This is a genomic window from Levilactobacillus mulengensis, assembly GCF_003946045.1.
Lineage (GTDB): Bacteria > Bacillota > Bacilli > Lactobacillales > Lactobacillaceae > Levilactobacillus > Levilactobacillus mulengensis.
In genome coordinates, this window is the sequence record NZ_RHNW01000002.1 from 308436 (window position 1) to 328367 (window position 19932).

General features: G+C 43.9%; 14 protein-coding genes and 1 pseudogene. 1 reads left to right on the top strand and 14 read right to left on the bottom strand.

Going from position 1 to position 19932, the window contains the following annotated elements:
- Positions 1 to 163 precede the first annotated feature (163 nt).
- The 3 genes from EKM84_RS03670 to EKM84_RS03680 form a co-directional block, all read right to left on the bottom strand.
- Positions 164 to 5887, bottom strand: coding sequence for a lectin-like domain-containing protein (locus EKM84_RS03670; protein ID WP_125763769.1), 5724 nt, complete (start codon positions 5885 to 5887; stop codon positions 164 to 166).
- Positions 5888 to 7073: 1186 nt separating this feature from the next.
- Positions 7074 to 8435 carry an ATP-binding protein gene (locus EKM84_RS03675; RefSeq protein WP_125763771.1) on the bottom strand — a complete coding sequence of 454 codons (1362 nt, stop codon included), beginning with the start codon at positions 8433 to 8435 and terminating at the stop codon, positions 7074 to 7076.
- 137 nt (positions 8436 to 8572) lie between these two features.
- A complete protein-coding gene (locus tag EKM84_RS03680) occupies positions 8573 to 10612 on the bottom strand; it encodes a MucBP domain-containing protein (protein ID WP_125763773.1) in 2040 nt (679 codons plus the stop codon).
- A 571-nt stretch (positions 10613 to 11183) separates the two neighbouring features.
- On the opposite strand from EKM84_RS03680, the gene EKM84_RS14265 reads away from it, so the two are divergent.
- Entirely contained in the window at positions 11184 to 11819 is a 636-nt protein-coding gene (locus EKM84_RS14265) for a hypothetical protein (RefSeq protein ID WP_191988060.1), read from the top strand.
- A gap of 101 nt (positions 11820 to 11920) precedes the next feature.
- Here the strand turns inward: EKM84_RS14265 and EKM84_RS03690 are convergent, their stop codons facing one another.
- The 11 genes and pseudogenes from EKM84_RS03690 to EKM84_RS03740 all read right to left on the bottom strand — a co-directional run bounded on the left by EKM84_RS03690 (position 11921) and on the right by EKM84_RS03740 (position 19867).
- Positions 11921 to 12178: a hypothetical protein gene (locus tag EKM84_RS03690; RefSeq protein WP_225418125.1), complete on the bottom strand. Its 258-nt coding sequence runs from the start codon at positions 12176 to 12178 to the stop codon at positions 11921 to 11923.
- Between the two features lie 106 nt (positions 12179 to 12284).
- Positions 12285 to 12497, bottom strand: a pseudogene (locus EKM84_RS03695) (2,3-bisphosphoglycerate-dependent phosphoglycerate mutase); the annotation flags it as partial.
- 156 nt (positions 12498 to 12653) lie between these two features.
- A complete protein-coding gene (locus EKM84_RS03700) occupies positions 12654 to 14171 on the bottom strand; it encodes an SIR2 family NAD-dependent protein deacylase (RefSeq protein WP_164511293.1) in 1518 nt (505 codons plus the stop codon).
- A 66-nt stretch (positions 14172 to 14237) separates the two neighbouring features.
- Entirely contained in the window at positions 14238 to 15485 is a 1248-nt protein-coding gene (locus tag EKM84_RS03705; protein WP_164511294.1) for an SH3 domain-containing protein, read from the bottom strand.
- A gap of 244 nt (positions 15486 to 15729) precedes the next feature.
- Positions 15730 to 16041: a hypothetical protein gene (locus EKM84_RS03710; protein ID WP_164511295.1), complete on the bottom strand. Its 312-nt coding sequence runs from the start codon at positions 16039 to 16041 to the stop codon at positions 15730 to 15732.
- Positions 16042 to 16345: 304 nt separating this feature from the next.
- Positions 16346 to 16951, bottom strand: coding sequence for a zinc ribbon domain-containing protein (locus tag EKM84_RS03715; RefSeq protein WP_125763783.1), 606 nt, complete (start codon positions 16949 to 16951; stop codon positions 16346 to 16348).
- A 4-nt stretch (positions 16952 to 16955) separates the two neighbouring features.
- Entirely contained in the window at positions 16956 to 17468 is a 513-nt protein-coding gene (locus EKM84_RS03720; RefSeq protein ID WP_125763785.1) for a zinc-ribbon domain-containing protein, read from the bottom strand.
- A gap of 2 nt (positions 17469 to 17470) precedes the next feature.
- The gene (locus tag EKM84_RS03725) at positions 17471 to 17830 is read right to left on the bottom strand and encodes a Mor transcription activator family protein (RefSeq protein WP_225418126.1); all 360 of its coding nucleotides are present in this window, start codon (positions 17828 to 17830) and stop codon (positions 17471 to 17473) included.
- Between the two features lie 318 nt (positions 17831 to 18148).
- Complete coding sequence (locus EKM84_RS03730; RefSeq protein WP_125763787.1) at positions 18149 to 18682, bottom strand: hypothetical protein; 534 nt, start codon at positions 18680 to 18682, stop codon at positions 18149 to 18151.
- A 27-nt stretch (positions 18683 to 18709) separates the two neighbouring features.
- The gene (locus tag EKM84_RS03735) at positions 18710 to 19453 is read right to left on the bottom strand and encodes a hypothetical protein (RefSeq protein ID WP_125763790.1); all 744 of its coding nucleotides are present in this window, start codon (positions 19451 to 19453) and stop codon (positions 18710 to 18712) included.
- A 162-nt stretch (positions 19454 to 19615) separates the two neighbouring features.
- Positions 19616 to 19867 (bottom strand): hypothetical protein, encoded by a 252-nt coding sequence (locus tag EKM84_RS03740; protein WP_125763793.1) that lies wholly within the window; start codon positions 19865 to 19867, stop codon positions 19616 to 19618.
- Positions 19868 to 19932 lie beyond the last annotated feature (65 nt).

The following is a 19932-nucleotide window of genomic DNA, read 5'->3' on the forward strand; positions in this document are numbered from 1 at the left end:
ATGGGGCTGGAATTTAGCCATCTTTTCCTGGTTGATGGCCTTGACTGCCTTTCTCCTGATTACCGGGTAGTTTCCCGCGACCAACGAACACGAAAAAAGCCGTCCCTCGACTCGAGACGGCCTCTTCGCGTATCTGTATTTCTGAAAGTTCTAGTCACTCAAGTTAATGTGAACGCCGACGAACAAATGGCGTGATCAGCAGTGCTAATAAGAGTGCACCTAACTGAGCCAAGAAACCTTCATTCTTTTGACCCGTTTGTGGCAACTCTGTTGACTGTTGCTCTGCCGGTTGACCGTCCTGTTGCGACTCATGGCTAGTGGCAACGGCCTTAGCCGCCAGTGCGCCATTAACCCGACGAGTCGTTTCATTTTGAGCCAGTGGCTTCGCAGCGGCTGCTTGCTTACGCCCGTTGTTGTTTTGGGCTGCATCGATCTTCTTCGTTGGCTTCTTCTGTGACGCGCCATAGTGGCTAACGGCATCAAGCCGACGTGAATAGGTTGGAGCGACTGCGCCGTCCGCGTCAAACTCAATGGTGGTCGACCCGCCCTTGCCGTCAGACAGAACTGCCAGTAAGACACCTGGTGTAATCGTGCGTTGCTCAACGAGCTTGCCGTTGTCCAACTCCTGAATCATCCGTTTACCGCTTACTGGATCATACGTGTAAACGACCTGAAGACCATCAGACCATTGCTTGGTAAACGTCACAATCTTATCGGCGGCCGTGTCTGAGGTTGGTGCACTAACACCCCCACTGTAGACAGCTGGCGCATGCGTAAACGTTGGCACGCCATCTTGACCGAGTTTGATAGTGGCGGTCCCACCGGCACCATCCGACAGGGTCACTTCCGAAGCTTTGGTGGCATCGGGGTTATCTGGGTCAACAACTGGTTGTTCAATTGTCTTCTGAGCAACCGTCTTCCCGTTTCTTTGCTCCGTCACCATCTGAGTGCCATGGTCGTTGGTGTAGATAGTCTCGCTACCATCTTTCCATTGCTGAGCGACTTTGACGATATTGCCGTCAGAATCTTTCGTCGTGGCAGTCACGTTACCAAGTTTATCAGTCACTGTCGCCGTCGTGTCGTGTTCAAACGTTGGCATTTCGCCTGGTTGTTGTCCCGTGTTAACGATGGTTTCAACGCCATCCCCACTCTTCAACGTGGTCGTCGAAGGAGAAGAAACATCTTTGTGCTGATCGGTCTGGTTCCCGTTGTTTACCTCAGTTATCGTCGCGTTATGATTGGTTGGATCATACGTGTACGTCGTCGTACTATTATCCTTTGGCCACGTCTTAACGACCTTGATGACATTGCCAGCATCGTCCTTTGTCACAGTAGTAACGATTCCAGAATCATCTTTCGTTGTGTCCGTCGTGTCATGCGCAAACGTTGGTGCTGAACCTGGTTTTGCTACTGTAACGGTTGTATCAGTGGCACCTTGCTTTACCGTTGTCTGCGTTGCACCTTCGGTGAATTCCTGCGTAACAGGGTCTTCCCCTTCTTTTTCTTCCTTGACCGTTTGCGTTCCACCATTCGAAGGATCATACGTGTACGTTGTCGTACTATTATCCTTTGGCCACGTCTTAACGACCTTGATGACATTACCATCGGCATCTGTCGTCGTTGTCGTAGTGCTGTCGTTGGGATCCGTCGTCGTTGTATCATGCGCAAACGTTGGTGCTAACCCCGGCTGTGCTGTAACAGTTGTATCAGTGGCACCTTGCTTTACCGTTGTCTGCGTTGCACCTTCGGTGAATTCCTGCGTAACAGGATCTTCCCCTTCTTTTTCTTCCGTGACCGTCTGCGTTCCACCATTCAAAGGATCATACGTGTACGTTGTCGTACTATTATCCTTTGGCCACGTCTTAACGACTTTAACAACATTCCCATTGGTATCTGTCGTCGTAGTCGTATTGTTGTCGGTAGGCGTCGTTGTATCATGTTCAAACGTCGGCTGATTGGTTTTAGGGTCAAGGGTAACAGTAGTGCTCGTATTTTCAGTGTCACCATCAGTTAACGTCACCTTAGCATCACTGGTAAGCGATTGTGATTTACCAACCTGCACCTTATCTTTTTGTTCACTCACAGATCTAACATCAGTATCTGGATTATAGGTGTAAATTGTTTCACTGCCATCAGCCCACTGCTTATCAATCCGCACCACTTTACCAGCTGCATCTTTTTCAGTGGTTGTCTTATTACCCTTACCATCATCAGTCTGACCCAAAATCTTCAGTGTCCCATTGTTAACGGTAACGTCATAGTTTGCTGAATCAGACTTTCCAGTAATTGTGTACGTCCCAATAGCAGTCTCAGAGATTGGGTTCAGTGTAACAGCAAGCGCATCACTCTTTTCGCCATCGACTAATTTATCACCTTCTGCAATGCTAAAGCCATTCGCACCATGTGCCGAGCCGTCGTAATCAGTAGTGACATCAGTAATGTTCACCGTAATTGGCCGCTTGTTCACGGTCAATGTACCTGTCCCAAAAGTAAGTTTGAAGTTGCCATTGGCCGCACTCAGAGCATCCTGAGCAGCTTGGGTTAATTGTACCGTGTAGCTACCAGCTGGTAATTTAGCAGCAGTTACCACCGAGTTTGTCGTTGTATCAACAAACTTAAAATTGTTCGCAGGATACGCAGTAGCCGGTGCCCCATTAACTGAGACTGACAGACTTGGTAATGAATCACCATAAGTCACACTGGTCCCCGTTACAGTCACGTTGCCATCCGCTGGGGTAACGGTTAACTTGGCCGTTCCAAAATTACCAAAAGTATAATTCGTGTCTTTCTTCAAATTGTTCTGTGCATCAGTGGTGTATTGGATCGTGTAGTCACCGCCAGCTTGTAGCTGATTACTCAAAACAACCTTTTTAGTAGTATTATCAATAATTTCAAAATCATTCTGATTAAGTGGATCGTCTGTATTTGCTAAATCCGATCCTAAACTACCCGTGATCGTTGGCACTGCACCGTACACCACACTACTGTCTTGAATCGTTGGTGTTGCAGCTGCGGGAGTAATCGTGAGCGTCCCAGAAACGTAGAGCCCAGCATTCGGGTTGTCTGGCGTCAAACTCTTAATATAGCTCCGTCCTGCTTCCGTTAATTTGAAGTAGTAGGTACCAACATCTTTTGGCGTAACGTGTGTATTTAGGTCAAGTGCATCGACATAATAAAAGTTAGCTGGGTCCTTAAATAAACCTGTCAATTGGTCAGCCAATTGGTCAGCAGAGGCCGTAGCACTAAACCCATCACCAAAATCAGCTTTAGGATTTCCCAATGCCGTCCCGTAGACTTGAGACCAAGAGCTAAAGGTCACCATACTAGCTTGGGTTGCGGCGTTAGTCGTCGACATATTATCTACATCGTTTTTAAATTCACTGAGTGACGTATCCATGCCACTGATGCCAGCATAACCAGCCTGACTATCTTTAACAATGGTTGCAGGATCCGTTGAATTCTTCGCATCCTCCAGAGACGCTTTAGCATCCGCATTGGTCTTCGAAAGTTGGTCATAGACGTTGTTCACAGAGTCCAATAAGCTCTTTGCGGCAGTCTTTTGCTCATCCGTAATATCAGGTGAAGCCACAAATTTATCATAGATATCTTGCGCCGCAGCCTTCTCAGTATCGGCCTTAGTTTGATTGTCGGTCGCCTGTTGAATCCACTTATCTAGCGTCGACTGAGTTGGAACCAAGATACTCTTACTATCCTGAGGCGTCGTGGAATCGGTAGAATCAGAACCATCAGCAGTAGGAACAGTAGACCAGTAGTAGTCATCGCTCGTAATCCCTGCCGTAGCACCATCAGTTGCGAGTTGGCCGTTAAGGGCGTCAGTGATAGATTGGTTGGTCCCTACCGTGACGGTTGCATTAACTGGCTTGCCGTCAATGGTTGTACCAGAAGCCGTGTAGTAATGAGCAATTGGGTTAACGTCCCCGGTCGTCGTGGTTCCTTCAGCCGCTGTCTTGCTCATATCAATTGTTAAATTATAGTTAACTGGCTGGCCATCTACAGGCGCAGGAATTGTGATTGTCGCTGGGGTAAACCCTGGGATTTGAACCACAGTACTCTTACCAGCAACTGCATTCACTACGATGGGACTCATCCCTGGAATCGACTGTCCTGTCGCTTTATCGATTGGCGTGACAGTTGCCTTATAAGTCAAACTAACTGGAACTGACATGCTTTGAGTCGCATCCCCAGTCACCGCATAGCTGTAGTAGGCGCCATCTGATACGGTTTGATCGTTACCGATATAATGGACCGGTCCAGCTGTAGAAGCTTGACTCCCATCAATAACGTACACATCGCCATCTGTGTCGGTTGGAATTACCGTCACCAAATTAGGATTTATTTTAGGATCTGCCGCAATGGCCCGCTGTGCAGCCGCCTCTGAAGAAAATACTAAAACAGTATCCCCAACGTTAGCCACTACTGATGCCGGCGTAGTGGCACTAGTCGTCGCCAAGGGCGTAGTCGTTGAAGAGGTAAAGTTAGCATTTACTTGCGTCGTCTTAGGTGTGTAATCAAAAGAATCAATTCTAGCTGAATAATTGTTTGTTTGGTAACCAGTAGAAGCGGCGATTGAAATAGAGTATCCAGAGGTAACATCACTGATTGTTCGTGTAAAAACGTGTCCACCCAAAGTAACTGTCAATAGTTTCTTTGAAGCATTATAAGTCATTGTGAAATCATTGAGTGGGTTTTTTGTTCGATCATTCAAGTTCAACGAGCTTGCAGCAACTATCCCCGTATCGGTATCTGCTTGAAGGTGGCCTTGACTATCCGTTGTCCGCCATCCAAAGTAATCCGCCGTGCCGGGATCAGCAACATAACCATCTTCGGCATTGTTGTGAAGATTATCGTAGACGAATCCAAAAGCATTGTCCAGACCGTTTAGCCCTAGCTTCCGCCCTGAACCACCCTTGGTCGCGGTTGCAGGGTCGCCGGGAGCAAAGATAATCCCAACACTATCCGCACCGTCCTCGGGATTATTTCCAACATTGGCATTATTCCCAATTCCTAAAGCTCCAGTCATCGAAAAGTCATGACTAAAATCGATTTCGTGTTCAAAGGAGACGTGGGCTACCTGGTGGCCGGTCATCGTACCTTTATCGCCAAATGAATTATAAAAATCGTGAGAACCTGTGCTGGTCAAATCAACGGCTCCTGTATCACTGATGGAAATATCATGTGTGTTATATGGCCGAGAACCAGTGGTATTCGAATCATTGGCATCATTATTCACAAGGGTACCCTTGAAATGGTCCTTAATCTGGTCAGCTGTGAGTTTAACCGTGCCATCTGTACCATCAACCTTGCTAACATCCACCTGTTGACCGGGTGTTAGTACTGGGTATTGTTGTGCCGCATTGTCATCTGACGTAACGGATGCAGATTCTGCCACTGCTGCTTTAACGGCTTTAGGAGCGTCTTGCGCTGGGGCATCTTGATTTGAGGCACCTTGACCTGAAGCATCTTGGCCTGAGGCACCTTGGCCTGAAGTATTTTGCCCTGAGGTACTTTGGCCTGAGGTGCCTTGGCCTGAAGTATCTTGCCCTGAGGTACTTTGGCCTGAGGTGCCTTGGCCTGAAGCATCTTGTACGGAAGTGGTTCCTAGCTTCGATGAGTCACTTGTTGACCCAGTCTTAAGTGTCGCACTCCCCGTCACCGCTGGCGTTGATACTGAAGATGCATCCGCAACTGGGGTCTCATCCCCCGTTGCCGCATGGACGTCAACCACGCCGGTACTTTCAGCGATAGCTACCGCAGAAAGACTAACTAAAAGCGTCCCAAATAAACGGGTCTTAATTTTCCAGCCCGTATGTCCCTTGTATAAAATGAAATTTTTCTTCGCGTTTTGATTTGCTACTTTTTGTCTCAAGCTTGACCTCTCCCTTTTAAATGGTACCGAATACTTATTTGTTTAAAATAAATCCATCCCCAGAATCCGATTGACAATTCTGATAACCGATTGCCAGGATATTACGGCCGGCGACCAGTTAGTAAAATTCCCTTTCATTGGTTAACCTACCGATAATCCTCATGATTAACTCGTAGACTCCCGCATGAACTTAGTCGCTTCTTTCGAGAAATTCCTTGGAATTTAAAAAGCGTGTTTGCCTTTGCTCACTTAAAACAGTCTGTTGGAAATCAGTTGATTAGTCATCATTCTGCCAGATTTGTACATAAACTTGGCGGCACTGTCTTACAGCTAAAAAGCAATCTATAAACATTCTAGTCCGAAACCGTCATTTATAATAACCTTTTCACGGCTATTTCAATTGCAGTATCATTATAAATGTGATGGGACTAACATTCAAGACGTTTATGTTCCACATTTAGTCACAGTAACAAATGATTCCATGTGTTACCAAAAGTGTTATATAGCGCTATAGATTATCCCTTTAGCCGGTTTACTTTTAAATAAACATCTTTGTTTCATTAGGAAGAATCGCTAACAATCGCCAGTTCGCATCAATTAGATACATGGTGAATTATTTTCATAATAATCGCTACCTCAATCTTGTTTAAACCTCACTTACTTCTAGCCACATTTTTCATAAAAAAACAGGTTGCCTTAATCAACCTGCTTCTACTATCAAATATTCAGTTTGACTGGCGCGTTCGCACCTCAGGATTACGAAAAAACACGAGACGTGTGCTTTTCAATTGCAACACGTCTCGCGTTCTCTTTGACTTCTTTTTAAAATTTACTTGGCCGCATGACCATGCCATTTAGGTAAATGGGTAAAGCTGTGCATCTTGGTATACGTTCGATGGCTATTCCAGTCCTTATCAAAGAAGAGATTACTAACCGTCAACGTCTTATGTGACTTGCTTAGCTTGACCTCAAAATAGTCATAGTCTCCACCCTCTTGATGGCTATTATCTTCGGCTAAGTACCAGTGTCTAGCCCCATCTTTATAGTAACTAATGCTCTAACCCGTCAGCCATGGAAGTTTGCCCCCCAAAAACATACTTCGTCACGTAGTTGTAACCGCAAAAATCGTACGGAACACTTCTATCTCCCGGTATCTCCCGGTATCTCCCGGTATCTCCCGGTGAATCTATTTATTTTGAATCTGATGAACCAATACATACCTTGTTGCAGGGCCCGCACCAACTCTTTTTAAAACATCAATATCAACAAGCTGCTTCAAATATCTATTGGCCTGTGTTCCCTTTACTTCCAAAATCAATTCAACAATTGCTCTGGTAACGTATAAATGATTCTTCAAATATTCAACAATCCGTCCTTGCTCATCGAGAACCACCTTGACTGCTCCGGGTTCATCAATCTCTACAACGTCAGGGAATATTGGCTTAGAAAGGTGTTGTCTATAGTTTGAATTTGGAAGGCAAACCTTTACAAAATCCTCATTCGTTTTAAACTCCGGCTTTTTCTTCTCATCATCGTAACTACTCAAAATCCTTCTAATTCCCGTTCCATAGTCCTCAATATACTTCAGCTTATTAAGAACCTTAACCACCTGTGGATTTCTAGGAAGTGTTTGTCCTGCCAACACGGCATTCAGTTTCATTCCCCCTGGCAAAGGTCCTGGAGACATGATAGTCAGGTGGTCATCGAAAATTTCAATTTGAATAGGCGATTTGCTGAAATAAGAACGATGGACAATTGCATTAATAACTGCCTCACGGATGGCAACGCTAGGATAACTTCTCTTTTCGTCTCTCATCGCTTGTCCTGTGATTCGTGCTGATAATGGATTGTTTAGATTGATATATGTCAGAATTTCGTCAATCTGCTTTGGCAAACATCCACTAAACTCTCGTCGATCCTTAAATTGATCAACCTTCACACCATCAAAAATAGCAACCTTTACCACAAAATTATTTTGACTACTCATCAGGAAAGCAACATTTGTAAACAGGCCTTGTGAATTTAAAAATCCTAAAGCTTTGGCTTTAAAGTTAAGCTTTTCTCGCTTAAAGACACTTTCAATTTCATCCAACTTCAACTCTTGAATAGGTGATTCTGAAACGTCAAACGAGCTTAAATCCTGAAATGCAATCATTTTAGTAACACGTTCTTGAGACGCCTTAATCGATTCTGAGCCATTCCTGACATATACCCTGCCATCTAGGAAATAGGGCTTGGCATTTCCAGGGTGTATCTCAATACAAAAAAGCTGTCGATCCGTCCGCACATGTACGACACCCACGGGACTCGGATAATATATGGGACTTGATAACCAACGCCCCACTTGCTCTTCAATTTCATGTTTTTCATCATCCGTATAGATGTGCGTAACTTTACGACTGAGATCATTCACCCCAAAGTAAATACACGCTGGTTGTGTACCATTTAGAAGGGCAGCAATTTCTCTTTTACACTTTTCATTAAATACTTCCTTATACTCAATAATTTCATTCTCTATCGGAAACGGTTGCCTATCATCAAGACTCAACACGTATTTCACCCCTATTCAATTCTAAGTCCGTATTACCAAGATAATCCCCATCCAAATGTATGTTAGCCCTCAATATTTCTTGTATATTTAAGTCCTAACTTATTCTCACCCCCTTCAGCCATGCGACTATATTTCTACTGTCGGCGCCGCTTAAACCACCAGCCACCAAGACAGGCAACCAAGACTCCCCAACCTAACCAATGAATCGGCATGACCCGTTCATTCGTAGCAGGCAAAGCCACCGGTTGTTTCTTAGATTTCGTCGCTGTCGCAAATGCACTCCCCACCTGGATTGGCAACGTCGCGGTTGGCCGATTGGTCTGGCCGTTGCCACTTGCTGCTCCGTTTTCAACTGGCAAAGTTGGTTTGGCTGGCTCACCACCATCTCCTTGGCCACCACCCACCACATTAGGCGCGTAGATATAAGTCACGTCCACCGGCTGCTCGCCAAAGATGCCGACAGCGTTCGTTGGCCGACCAATGACATGATAGTTTGCCAGCGGCAATGGTTGCGTCTGATAACCGCTCCCCACCTGGCCAACAACACTGGTATTGCTGTGAACCGGTGTCCCCTCAGCGGTCTGATAATGTACCGTCACGCGACCTTGCTTAATGGCCGGCAAGGTTGGTTTCGACCCCGGGGTGGGCACCGGTTGTGGATTAGGTGTCGGGTTCAGTGTCGGCGGGGTAACCGGTGGTACGGGGAGCGGTTTACGATAAATATAGGTCACCGTGATTGGCTCTTCGCCAAACGTCCCCTGTGCGTTGACGGGTGCTTTCGTTAGCTCATAGCCGGGGATCGCGGTGGCTTGCGTCTGATAGGCATCACCGATATCCCCCTGCAAAGTTTGACTGGCCGCCAGTTCCTGGCCTTGTTCATCCTGATAGTTCACCGTGACTGGCTCGGCGGCATCGCCGATATCGTACCTTTGTACAATCCAAAAGAAATAATCACCCTTCACATACTTTGCAATTAAGAAATAAAAATTACCGGCCTGATCGCCACCCTCGGAAAACTGAGCTTGGTCTTTAATATTCGCGAAGTCGAGTCCACCCTTGCCATCTTCCGTGACTTCACCACCCTGGGTGTACCAAAAATTAACGGGATTGCCACCGTAACCCAAGGCCCCACCCTTATAATTGTGGACCAAATACATATCCTCGAGTCGTTGGACGACACCCGTGGCTAGCTCGCCGTTTTGTAAATGAATCGGAATGTTCAAGTGAGCCTTTCGCGTCCACGAGTTAACCTTGATAGGCTCTGGAAATATGTACTGATACGTTTGATTATCACTGACATCAGCCGGAATATTTTTCAGACTTGAAAAGTCCGCGATAAAATTATCATGAAGTCGCAACTCCGTGAGATTGGTTAGCCCCGCCAGCGGCGATACATCACTGATTTGGTTATTGCTCAGCCATAATGTTTTTAGGCTAGTCAGATTCTTTAACGGCGAAACGTTCTTAATATTGCCAAAATTTTGATAGGGCGCTTCATCCGTGCCCCCACCACCCATCATAAGGGTTTCTAAATTAGTGGCGTACTCCAGTCCATCAAGCCGGTATTCTTCGCCATCCGGGTTGTAGGTCGACTCGCCATTCTCACCGCCGTAATAACCAATAAATAATGCCTTCAACCGTTTCATGTCAGCCTTCGTAATGTCAGCGGTCGACTGCCAAGTCTTGTCATCATCCGGGACTGGAATGAGATGGGTCAGTTGATAAAAAATTGCCCGTTGGAGCCGTTTATTTGGCATCCACTGGTCAATCGACTCGGTGGCCGGTTTGCTGGTCTTACGTGGTCTGTCGACCTCGACAGTAGCCGGCTTAGGTGTGTCAGGTTTCTTGGGCTTAGCCACAGTCTCCGTTGTCGCTGTTTCATGAGTTGTGCCGGCATCCGATTCAGCCGTTGTGGGCGCGGTGACTTCCGCTGCCGGCAACCTTGCTTCACTGTGACTGTCCTCGTTCAGTCCATCCGACGAAGACGAGCTCCCCAAAGGCGTCTCCCCCGAGCGATTCCCCGGGGCCTGCTCGGCCGTCATGGGAGTCGCCGCTAGGGCCCTCACCGGTGTGATGAGTGGCCCACCAATTTCGGTTAAAATAACTGCGGTGACCATCCAGCTTTTAATGTGTCGTGTGGCTTGGTGTCGCCTGACTTCTGCTCCCCAATGCATGTCAAAATCCCCCTGAACCTGTGGTAATAGTTACTGACTACCATCGATTACCCCAGAATAATAATGATTACTCATCTGTTGTGAGTTGCTTTTAGTATATCGAAATTCATTTGGAATTTCCACATGACATTGACATTTTATATTGTATTCAATCAACGATTTGCTTCGACATCAATTGATTATTGACTGTAATTGTTCGACGAAGTGTTGCACTTAGTTGGCCAATCTGTCCTCTAAAATTGGCAGATTTTCGGCTGAATCTAGCCGTTTTTGTTTACTTTCTTCTACGCAAGTTTTCCATCACAAACATGTGCTTGTCACCCTCCTGTGTTAGTTCTACAATGATGAGTGATTGCCGGTACATAAGCTGGCAACCAAGATACATCGGAGATTGTCCAGGTCATTTTCAAGTGTCAGGAGAGGAAAGTTAATTATGAAAAAAGTTATACAAGTGCTAATGGTTTTGGGAGTTGGAGCTGGCGTTTTAGGAGCAGCCAGCGTCACAGCTTCCGCGAACAGTCAGTATTCAGCGGCTCGGTCCAAGTCAGTCCGGTTGGTTTGGCGTAAAAGTATGAAACGTCATGCTCTGATGGCAACTACCGGCGCACGTTATTCAAAGCACCTGGGGATTCGTTATAGTAACAATGACGTGACCCCAACCGTTGTCTGGTATACGGATGCTCATGAAAAACTGTACGAAAAGAACAAGGGTGTTAATGCCATTTACTACCACGTTAAGAGTGGCGACGGGACCCTCCAAGGTTGGATTTGGCGGGGCTATTTGAAAACAGCCACTTCTCAAAAACCAGCTTCATCTACGGTGACAACTCAGACCAACCCAGCTGATCCAGCGGAAAATTTGCCAATCACAAATGAAAACACACTGATCCAAGAAATCTTGAGCTTATTCCCAGGAACGACGGTCGACCAGAAGCTGTCTAGCCAAGCGGGTAGCGTCGTTTACACTGACGATGGTGAGGAATCACCAACGGTTCCAACCGGTGAAACCTACATTCACTTAAGTAACTCGTCCATGACCATGGATACACAGAATTATCAAAACCTGTTGACGCAGGCTGGCTATCCTGCCGCCAAACGGGCCCAGTATCGCGGCTGGCACATTGGTGTCCGCGTGCAGACCGAAGATGGTTATGGCGAAGGTGTCAACCAAGGGGATGCGGCAATCTTCTTGTCCCCAGCAAAGTAGTTTAACCTTCACGTCGCTTTTGAAATTTCATTAAATAACAGAACGCCAAATAGGACTAGCCCCTCAACTGTGGGCTAGTCCTATTTGGTGTTTTCGACTATTTAGCTGGCGTCTGCGTCTTCCGTCACAAACGTGTGCTTGTCGTCTAACACATACTGAAATTCAACGGCGTTGAGCATTAGGCTTGCCCGAAACAACGCCTTGATTCCCTGTTCGTTACTCATGACCACGAAGAATTCACGGTCGGTGCCACTGACGCGTTGGAACGTTTCGTACTCACCCTTGAATCCTTCTTTTCTAAACAGTGCAATAATCTTCATCATTTCAATTTGTGATACTTCTTTGTCTGCCAAATTCAATTTCTTTTCTCTTTATGGGTTAGTTGCGAATTATCTATACTGATAGCCAGTTTTAGGCCACGAAAAAGCCGCCCCCCATGTGCGAGGCGGCTTCGATTCAGAAGGACTACTTGCCCAACTTCGTCTTGTTAGTCATGTTTAACTTGTCATCGAAGTCGTAGACAACTGGTTCACCAGTAGCCATTTCGAGGTCCATGATGTCATCGTCGGAGATCCGTTCGATGTACTTGGAAAGGGCACGGAGCGAGTTCCCATGAGCGGCGATGATAACGTTCTTGCCATCAAGCAACTTAGGAGCCACTTGGTCTTCCCAGAAAGGGTTGAGAGCAGTACAGTAGATTGGTTGCTAGGCCAGCCTTTCACAACTATGCTTCTCTTGAATAGGTGCCAGGTAGTGACAAGAAAATGGACATAATATTCAAAACAATCTCAACTCGCCAGCCAATACTTACTTACAAATAATTTAAAATCCAATCTAACCATTATCGAGTTCTCCATGCCACTTTACTAGCTGTCGTAAATAACCAACATCAGCTTCAGAAATACTTTTTTTAAATTGGTAGGATTTATCAGATAAATATTTTTGCATAATAGATTGGCGATCCAATGGATTTTCATACGTTGTATGCGCCATCAAGTGAGCTGTCTTTATTTTAAATCGTGCGAATACTCGTAGGTCTCGAGGTAATTTCTCAAACGGCATACTCCCCTTAATTACTTTACTTAGATATGACCAAAATGTTCCCGGAACTTTTTCTTCTTTTTTAACAATATTATCACAAACAATCGCTGCCAATACGACATTACACGTACATGTTGACTGCAAATCAACTAGCCCTATATTCCCTAATTCTTGTCCAGTTAAACTAAGATTTTTAATTGCAAGCAACATATCATACATATTTTTCAATTTAAGCTTTCGTACTTTTATCAAATCCATAATACCCGAATAATTACTCAGACTGTTGATCTGCTGATATGTATTCGATCGCTTATAAATCTCTGTCATCTGATTGGACACTAAGATATACGCATCTTGAGGAATAATAGTAAATCCTGAATACAATTGTCGAAATTCGTCAAAAATTTGCTCAATACTTTCAGTCAACATGTTATGTGAAAGTGCTTCAATCTCTCTAATTGTAGCGACCTTACTAATCGATTTAGTATTAAAAGTATCATGCTCTTCCCTTTTAATATTTGCCGACAATGCCATATCACTTAATTTCACCATCAGTTTTGAAAAGGCCGTTGCATTATCATCAACCGGATAGAACTCCTTTGGAGCAATCAGTGTAATACCATTATCCTCACACATAGACTTCAGTTGTTCGCTACTGTTATAGGCAATTAGAAATGCTGGGAGACTGTTAGTTCCAATAATTGGTCGTAATTCATCAATTAGTTTATGCAAATCAGGATCAGACATGCTATACCCAATAAACAGTAAATAATTTGTCATTAAGTGAGATTTCAAAATTATATCCAATGGCGACCCCTTATCCATACGAGCCTCATAGTCTTTTTTGGTAAAAACCAACTCATCAGGATGTGTATAATCACCATGAAACTTAATTAATTGCTGATGTAAATTATCCGCCTTCAATGCATCTTGCTGTGTATAGATTACCTGTAGAGGACGCTTATACTTCGTCATCATGGACTCAATCATATTATCAAAATTGGTAGTATAAATAACTGGAAAGGCTCCACCGAGGAACGTCAACGGTACTTCTCCCAGCTCATCATCAAATGAAGAAATTTCGAGATATTTTTGCAAAAAGTGGCAGAGTTCTGCACGTCCAAACTCATCTTCATATTCTTGTGCAATCGCTAAATTATCATCACTCTCAGTGGATTTAGATAATGCCGTTTTCATTAGCGCCGTTAAGTGATTCCAGTCTGGTGCAATCCTTATTGATGATCCTGCTCCCAGAAAAGGAATTATTTTTTTAGCCGACATATACTCTGCTAATTGTTCCAATATACTCACTTACAGTACACCTCACTTTAATTGTAAAAATGATCTATTCTTATTACGAAAAAAATCCAAATCAATTTATCCTTCCGCCTTAACAGATTTCATGTAACGGGACATCACCCAACCATACTTGATGTGCTGACTGTCTATCTTTACTCGTGTCCATTTTCCTTTTCGCTCTACAGCTTGCATAACATCATCTTTTTTTGAAATACCGACAATAGGGCTATTACTTCTACGAGGTGATAATCTAACAAACAACTTATCAGCAACAACTTGTTTGTAACAATTAAGTCCTAAGTTTCTCCCTCTAGCGCGTTCCGTCATATTATATACAGTATTTGGTAAAGCATTATCTATAAAGTACCCGCTAAGCGTTCCAGCTGTGGAATTCATAACTGCAACTGCAAGCAAAGGAAAAACTATACAGTCCCAAATAAACCTCAGCCATGACTGCTGACTCATAGTTAATTTTCCAACTGAATGATTCTGTACAGCATCTAGTGCAACCTGCTGCTCTGATTCATCAATCTCATCTTGCACTCTGCCTATGTCTACTGTATTAAACTGCGTGTAATTAACTTCATCATCAGTAAGCGCAGCAAACCCTGATACATCTCCCTTTCCAAGATTTCTCATGTTGTTCCGGATTATCTTTTTCTCAGACTCATTAGGTAATCTTTCAGTAACCATTCTTTCAAAGAAACTACTAAACCCATTAGCTTCTGTTCTGGAAATAAACTTATTGGCAATGCTTACGTCGAAATTAATCCCCGAATTTATCCTAGACTCTGACAAGAGACGTAAAGATGACTTAAACGCAGTACTACTTGCAACCTTATTGAGTTGATCTATACTAGCGTTCATCGTTATCAAACTTTTTTGAAATTCAGTGTAATGAGTTCCAGCTATGCCTACGCCATTTTTCATAAACTGGCTTAGCTGCATGGATACAGGTCGAGACATGTTAGATATTTTATCCATACTATCCTTCATAGCCGATACTGGTGCTGAGATATCTGTCCGTGATAAACTAAGCATTTTATCAATACGTCCCATATTATCTGACAACATGCGCATTGATGCCGATAAATCTTCGTATCTTGGCTGTTGTGCAATTGATTCAAATACTCTTAACTGTTTCCAGCTGCCGGTATTTGATAAATTATCCATCGCCTTAACTACGGCAGATAATTCAGAACCATTATTCAAGATTGAAGCAGATACTTGCTTTTGTTGCCTGCCTATCGCAGACACTCCCTCACTAAGTTTTCCAAGAGCAGAGGGATTTTTAAATGGATTATTGATGATAGACACCTCCAGCATATTAACTTATTTCATCCTTTTCCAGAACGTTTGTTTGCATTTAAATTCATTATACGTAAAGTAGTCAGCTAAAGCAAAAAAAATAGTAAACACCATAACAGTGTTTACCATCTTTCATTTTAAATCTAAACGCACCCTCGCTTCCGAGCCTCCTTAGCCTGGATATCCACAACTCGCACCAACTCCACAATTACGGCTGCACCCATCTTCAATAAGATTCGTTTCATTAAGTAGCAATCTATTCTCATCTGACCTCATCCCCTAACTCAGCCCAACTCAGTTTGCCGTCCACCAATACACCCGCCACATATATGATATCTCGACGCTCACTGGTAAGAATATACCCCCATACATTACTTCCATCAGCCTCATACATGTAAGCAAGCACTTGCTCAGGTAATCTTTCAACATTCAAATCAGCAGGTAATAGGTTGTCATCCAGTTCATCTCGTCCCAAGACATCTGCTTCGCTACTTAAATCAAAAGGAATTCTTCGCTGACTAGCGCTGACCATCTTCAATCGAATCCAATCCTTCCACATCCTCTGGTTATTCATTAAGCTACACCTCATTTTTTCTATGTTCCTATGATCCGAATCAAAAAAGCCACTAGCTTCGACTCAAGTTAGTGACTCATCTACCACCATTCAATACCCGACTTCTCTAATTACCTACCCAAGCTATCCACACACCCTCCATATAAATTCTGAAAACAACAATGAGATATCTACCTATTGTCGCAGTAATGAAGTTCCCTAATTGGCGGATCAAAGTACCTTCAGCACTGGTATCCTCTTTCCAAGACAAAAAATAATGCATGACTCTTCTGGGGGAGTCATGCATTATTTCGTTGTGTGAATCTTAGTAATCGTCGTTAGTAATTTCAAGGTCAATGGTATCACCAGCACCACTGCCCCAAATCCAGTACGAGCCATCGTAATCCCCTGAAGAAACGTCAAAATTGTACTTACCAGGGAACAGTCCGCTACTCAATTCTTGCTTAGTGATTGTCTGGTTTCGACCACCATCAGTGATTTTAACCTTCAGCGGGTCCCCGTTACCGGTGTAATTATAAAGCTTGACTGGTGATCTCCGGGTTGTCAGATAGTAACTGTCAAAAATCCCCAGTACCTTCTTACTCTCAACACTGAATTCATATGTGGTCTTAGTCCCAGCGACGTGCCGGCCATCCACAATTATTTTACCGATTTCGCCAATGGAGTCAGTTGAATTGTTGTGCATGTCTTTCACGATACTCTGCGCACCAATCTCACTAAATTTGATGTTTTGTTGGTCCTTAGCAAATTGCTTTAAAAATAGCTGGCCATCTTTATTTTGAACGGCCTTAGTGATGTTGGCTGCCAACCGGTTCTCGGACACAGCGATACGGGTCTTCACAAACATGAAGCCACCAAAAATAATCACTACAGCAACAATCACAAACGCAATAATGTCCTTCTTCCTCACTCTTCTAATCCCCCTTCCGATCAAGAAGCATCAATATCGTTGGATATATCGTCAAGACTGGAATAAGGAGCAGCCAACCCAAGCCGGGATTCTGATTAATGTATTTTAACCGTCTCATAGTCGCCGAAACCAATAGAATATCAGCAACCCAGCCTAGTAACCAGCCGATGGCAGGAATGAAGATTAAAACCATGTCCAAAATCAACACACCTAAGACTCCCCACCAGAACACAGACTTACGACTTTCAGGAATGTTCCCATTAAATTCGAAAGCATGCTTTAAGATATATTGGATGCTCCCAACAAAACCCAATTGGGGTTGATCATCTTCTACCGTTTGTTGATACGATTCCTGCTGTTGCCCTTGCGCTGCCTGTGGCTCTGGTTGCACAGCTGTCTTCTGACTCATTGATTCTTGTGGTTGAACCGTTTCTCGTTGTTCTACTGGATGACCGCATGATGGACAAAATTTAGCACCCTCTGCTAACTCGTGACCACATTTCACACAATATCTCATACCTACAACAACTCCTCATGATTTTTTTGATTAACTTTTTCTTGATTGTTATTTTCTCGTGTTACCTGACGAATCCACTTCTGGGAGTAGCCATACTTTCTAGCTAACTCTTGTTGATTGTGACCGGTGTATTCTTCGTTAACTCTTTTTGCCGCTAACTCTCTATCGTACAAATGTGTTGGAATCGTCATTTGCATTCCTTTGTACTGGTGATAGATTTTTAGCATTGATTCTACCCCCACCAGCTCACTAAGCCCCCGGTAGAAGTGATGTAGTGCTGATACTTCAATCTTATCGCCCATCTCACGCTCACCACCTTTAGCTCTAATATTAGATAAATCATCTGCCTTTCGGAACAGCACTTTGGCCATCCCCTTTCCTTGAACTCTACCGGTAACTATTAAGCAACGCTTCCTTGCATTTCCTACACAGCAACAGAATGTAGCTACCTGTTTAGGGGAAAGTTAGTAGCGTAGTATGTGGTTAAGGTGGTCCATTAATGGCTATCATTGTGGTAACAAAAAAGATTACATGAGTTAGCTCATGTAATCTCTTCATACGAACTGTGAAATAAGGTTCCTACTTCTGACAGTGGTGGTCCAACGCCAACATCGTTCTTTCATTTGGGATAGCTTAAATTTAGCGTGTTAGTTCGTCCCAACTTTCTTTCCGATACATAGTCAGTTCACAACAAAGTCGTCCCAAGACAAAACCTTTTTCTCTCGCAAAGCCTTTACCCGAGGATACATACTCTTTCTGGAATAGTAATAACGAATGTCCACACCAGATTCATCACCAAAAAGCCATTCTCTTAAAGTTGCGTTTCCTTGCGTATCTTTGGTCCATTTTTTAAAATGATAAATTCCACCAAAGTTCGCACCACCGAGTGTCCAGTACCCTTTAGCCGATTTATGAGCCGCAACAGCAAGATCAGGATGATGGAGTCCAGAAGAAAAATGCTTGCCGCTTAATGTTATGCTCATATTGCCAAGGGCTGTGCTGGGACGCATCCGTTCCGTTTCAAACTTATACTTTGTAATCGTAACCCGTTGAAAGAGGCTCCCATCCACAACAGAATACCAAGTACCTCGCAAACTCTTGGGCGTAGTGACATAATAACGTTTTGAAGCATTTGCCTTCTGCGTATCCATTCCTAGAAAAACGCCAACAATCAGCCCAAAAATTAAAAGTGTTTTAAGAAGTTTGTTTTTCATAATCTACACTCCCACTATCAACAATGACTATCTCTGTAGCCCATCAATTGGATCAGCCATAGCATTTGCCAGCTCTGTGGCCTGAACCCGTTGCGTATCGAACGAATCGCCACCATTTACAGCGTCCAGATACTTAGCATATAATCGTTGCAAATTGCGGTTGACATTTGTGCTGAAACGTCCAGCAAACAGTTGATATTCAGCGATTCCGCCAGCAACATCAACTTGATTGCCATCATAGACTTCCGCCGCGATTCTTACGGAAACCTGAGCTAAATTATTTTGCGCATTTTCTGTTGAGTAGGCATGTTTCAAGGATAGCTTATCGAACTGTGGCATGATATACTTCTGAGCCCGCGGTGTCATGTTCAAGACAATTTTCTTCATGGCTGCGACATCTTTCTTAGCCTGACCATACTGCTGGACTTTTTGCAGATTGCCTTTCCAAATCCAGCCTTTAATACGCTTATTACTGCTCTGCACGTAGTAATAGATGGCCGACTTGCCATTTCGCTTTTTTACCTTTGATGATTTTGTCGCGTAAAATTTTGTGTTTAAGTATTTAGCCGCATTGTACTTTTTCTTAGTCAATTTGGCACTAGTATAAATATATCCCCCAGTAGTTTGATAGGCTATTTTATTGAGCTTAGTCGTCTTCACGACCTTAGCACTCTTCACTTTTGCCGAAGCCACATCTGGAACTGAAACAACCGACGCGACCATCCCTAAAGTTACGGTCAGAATTGCTGTTGCACATAAAACTTTCTTCATCGAAAACCCTCCTAGAATAAATTAGTCTAATCCAGTTTGAGTTTATACTTAAGGGACATAAACATGCAAGATACGAACCACCAGTCGCTTTCCTTATACTTGTCCCCAATTACTGCACAAAAAAAGGATGTAGCCATTTTAGTGGCTACATCCTGATTCAAACTAGCTAGCGTCCGCATCTTCCGTCACAAACGTGTGCTTGTCATCTAACACATACTGAAATTCAACGGCGTTGAGCATTAGGCTTGCCCGGAACAGCGCCTTGATTCCCTGTTCATTACTCATGACCACGAAGAATTCACGGTCGGTGCCACTGACGCGTTGGAACGTTTCGTACTCACCCTTGAATCCTTCTTTTCTAAACAGTGCAATAATCTTCATCATTTCAATTTGTGATACTTCTTTGTTTGCCAAATTCAATCTCTTTTCTCTTTATGGGTTAGTTGCGAATTATCTATACTGATAGCCAGTTTCAGGCC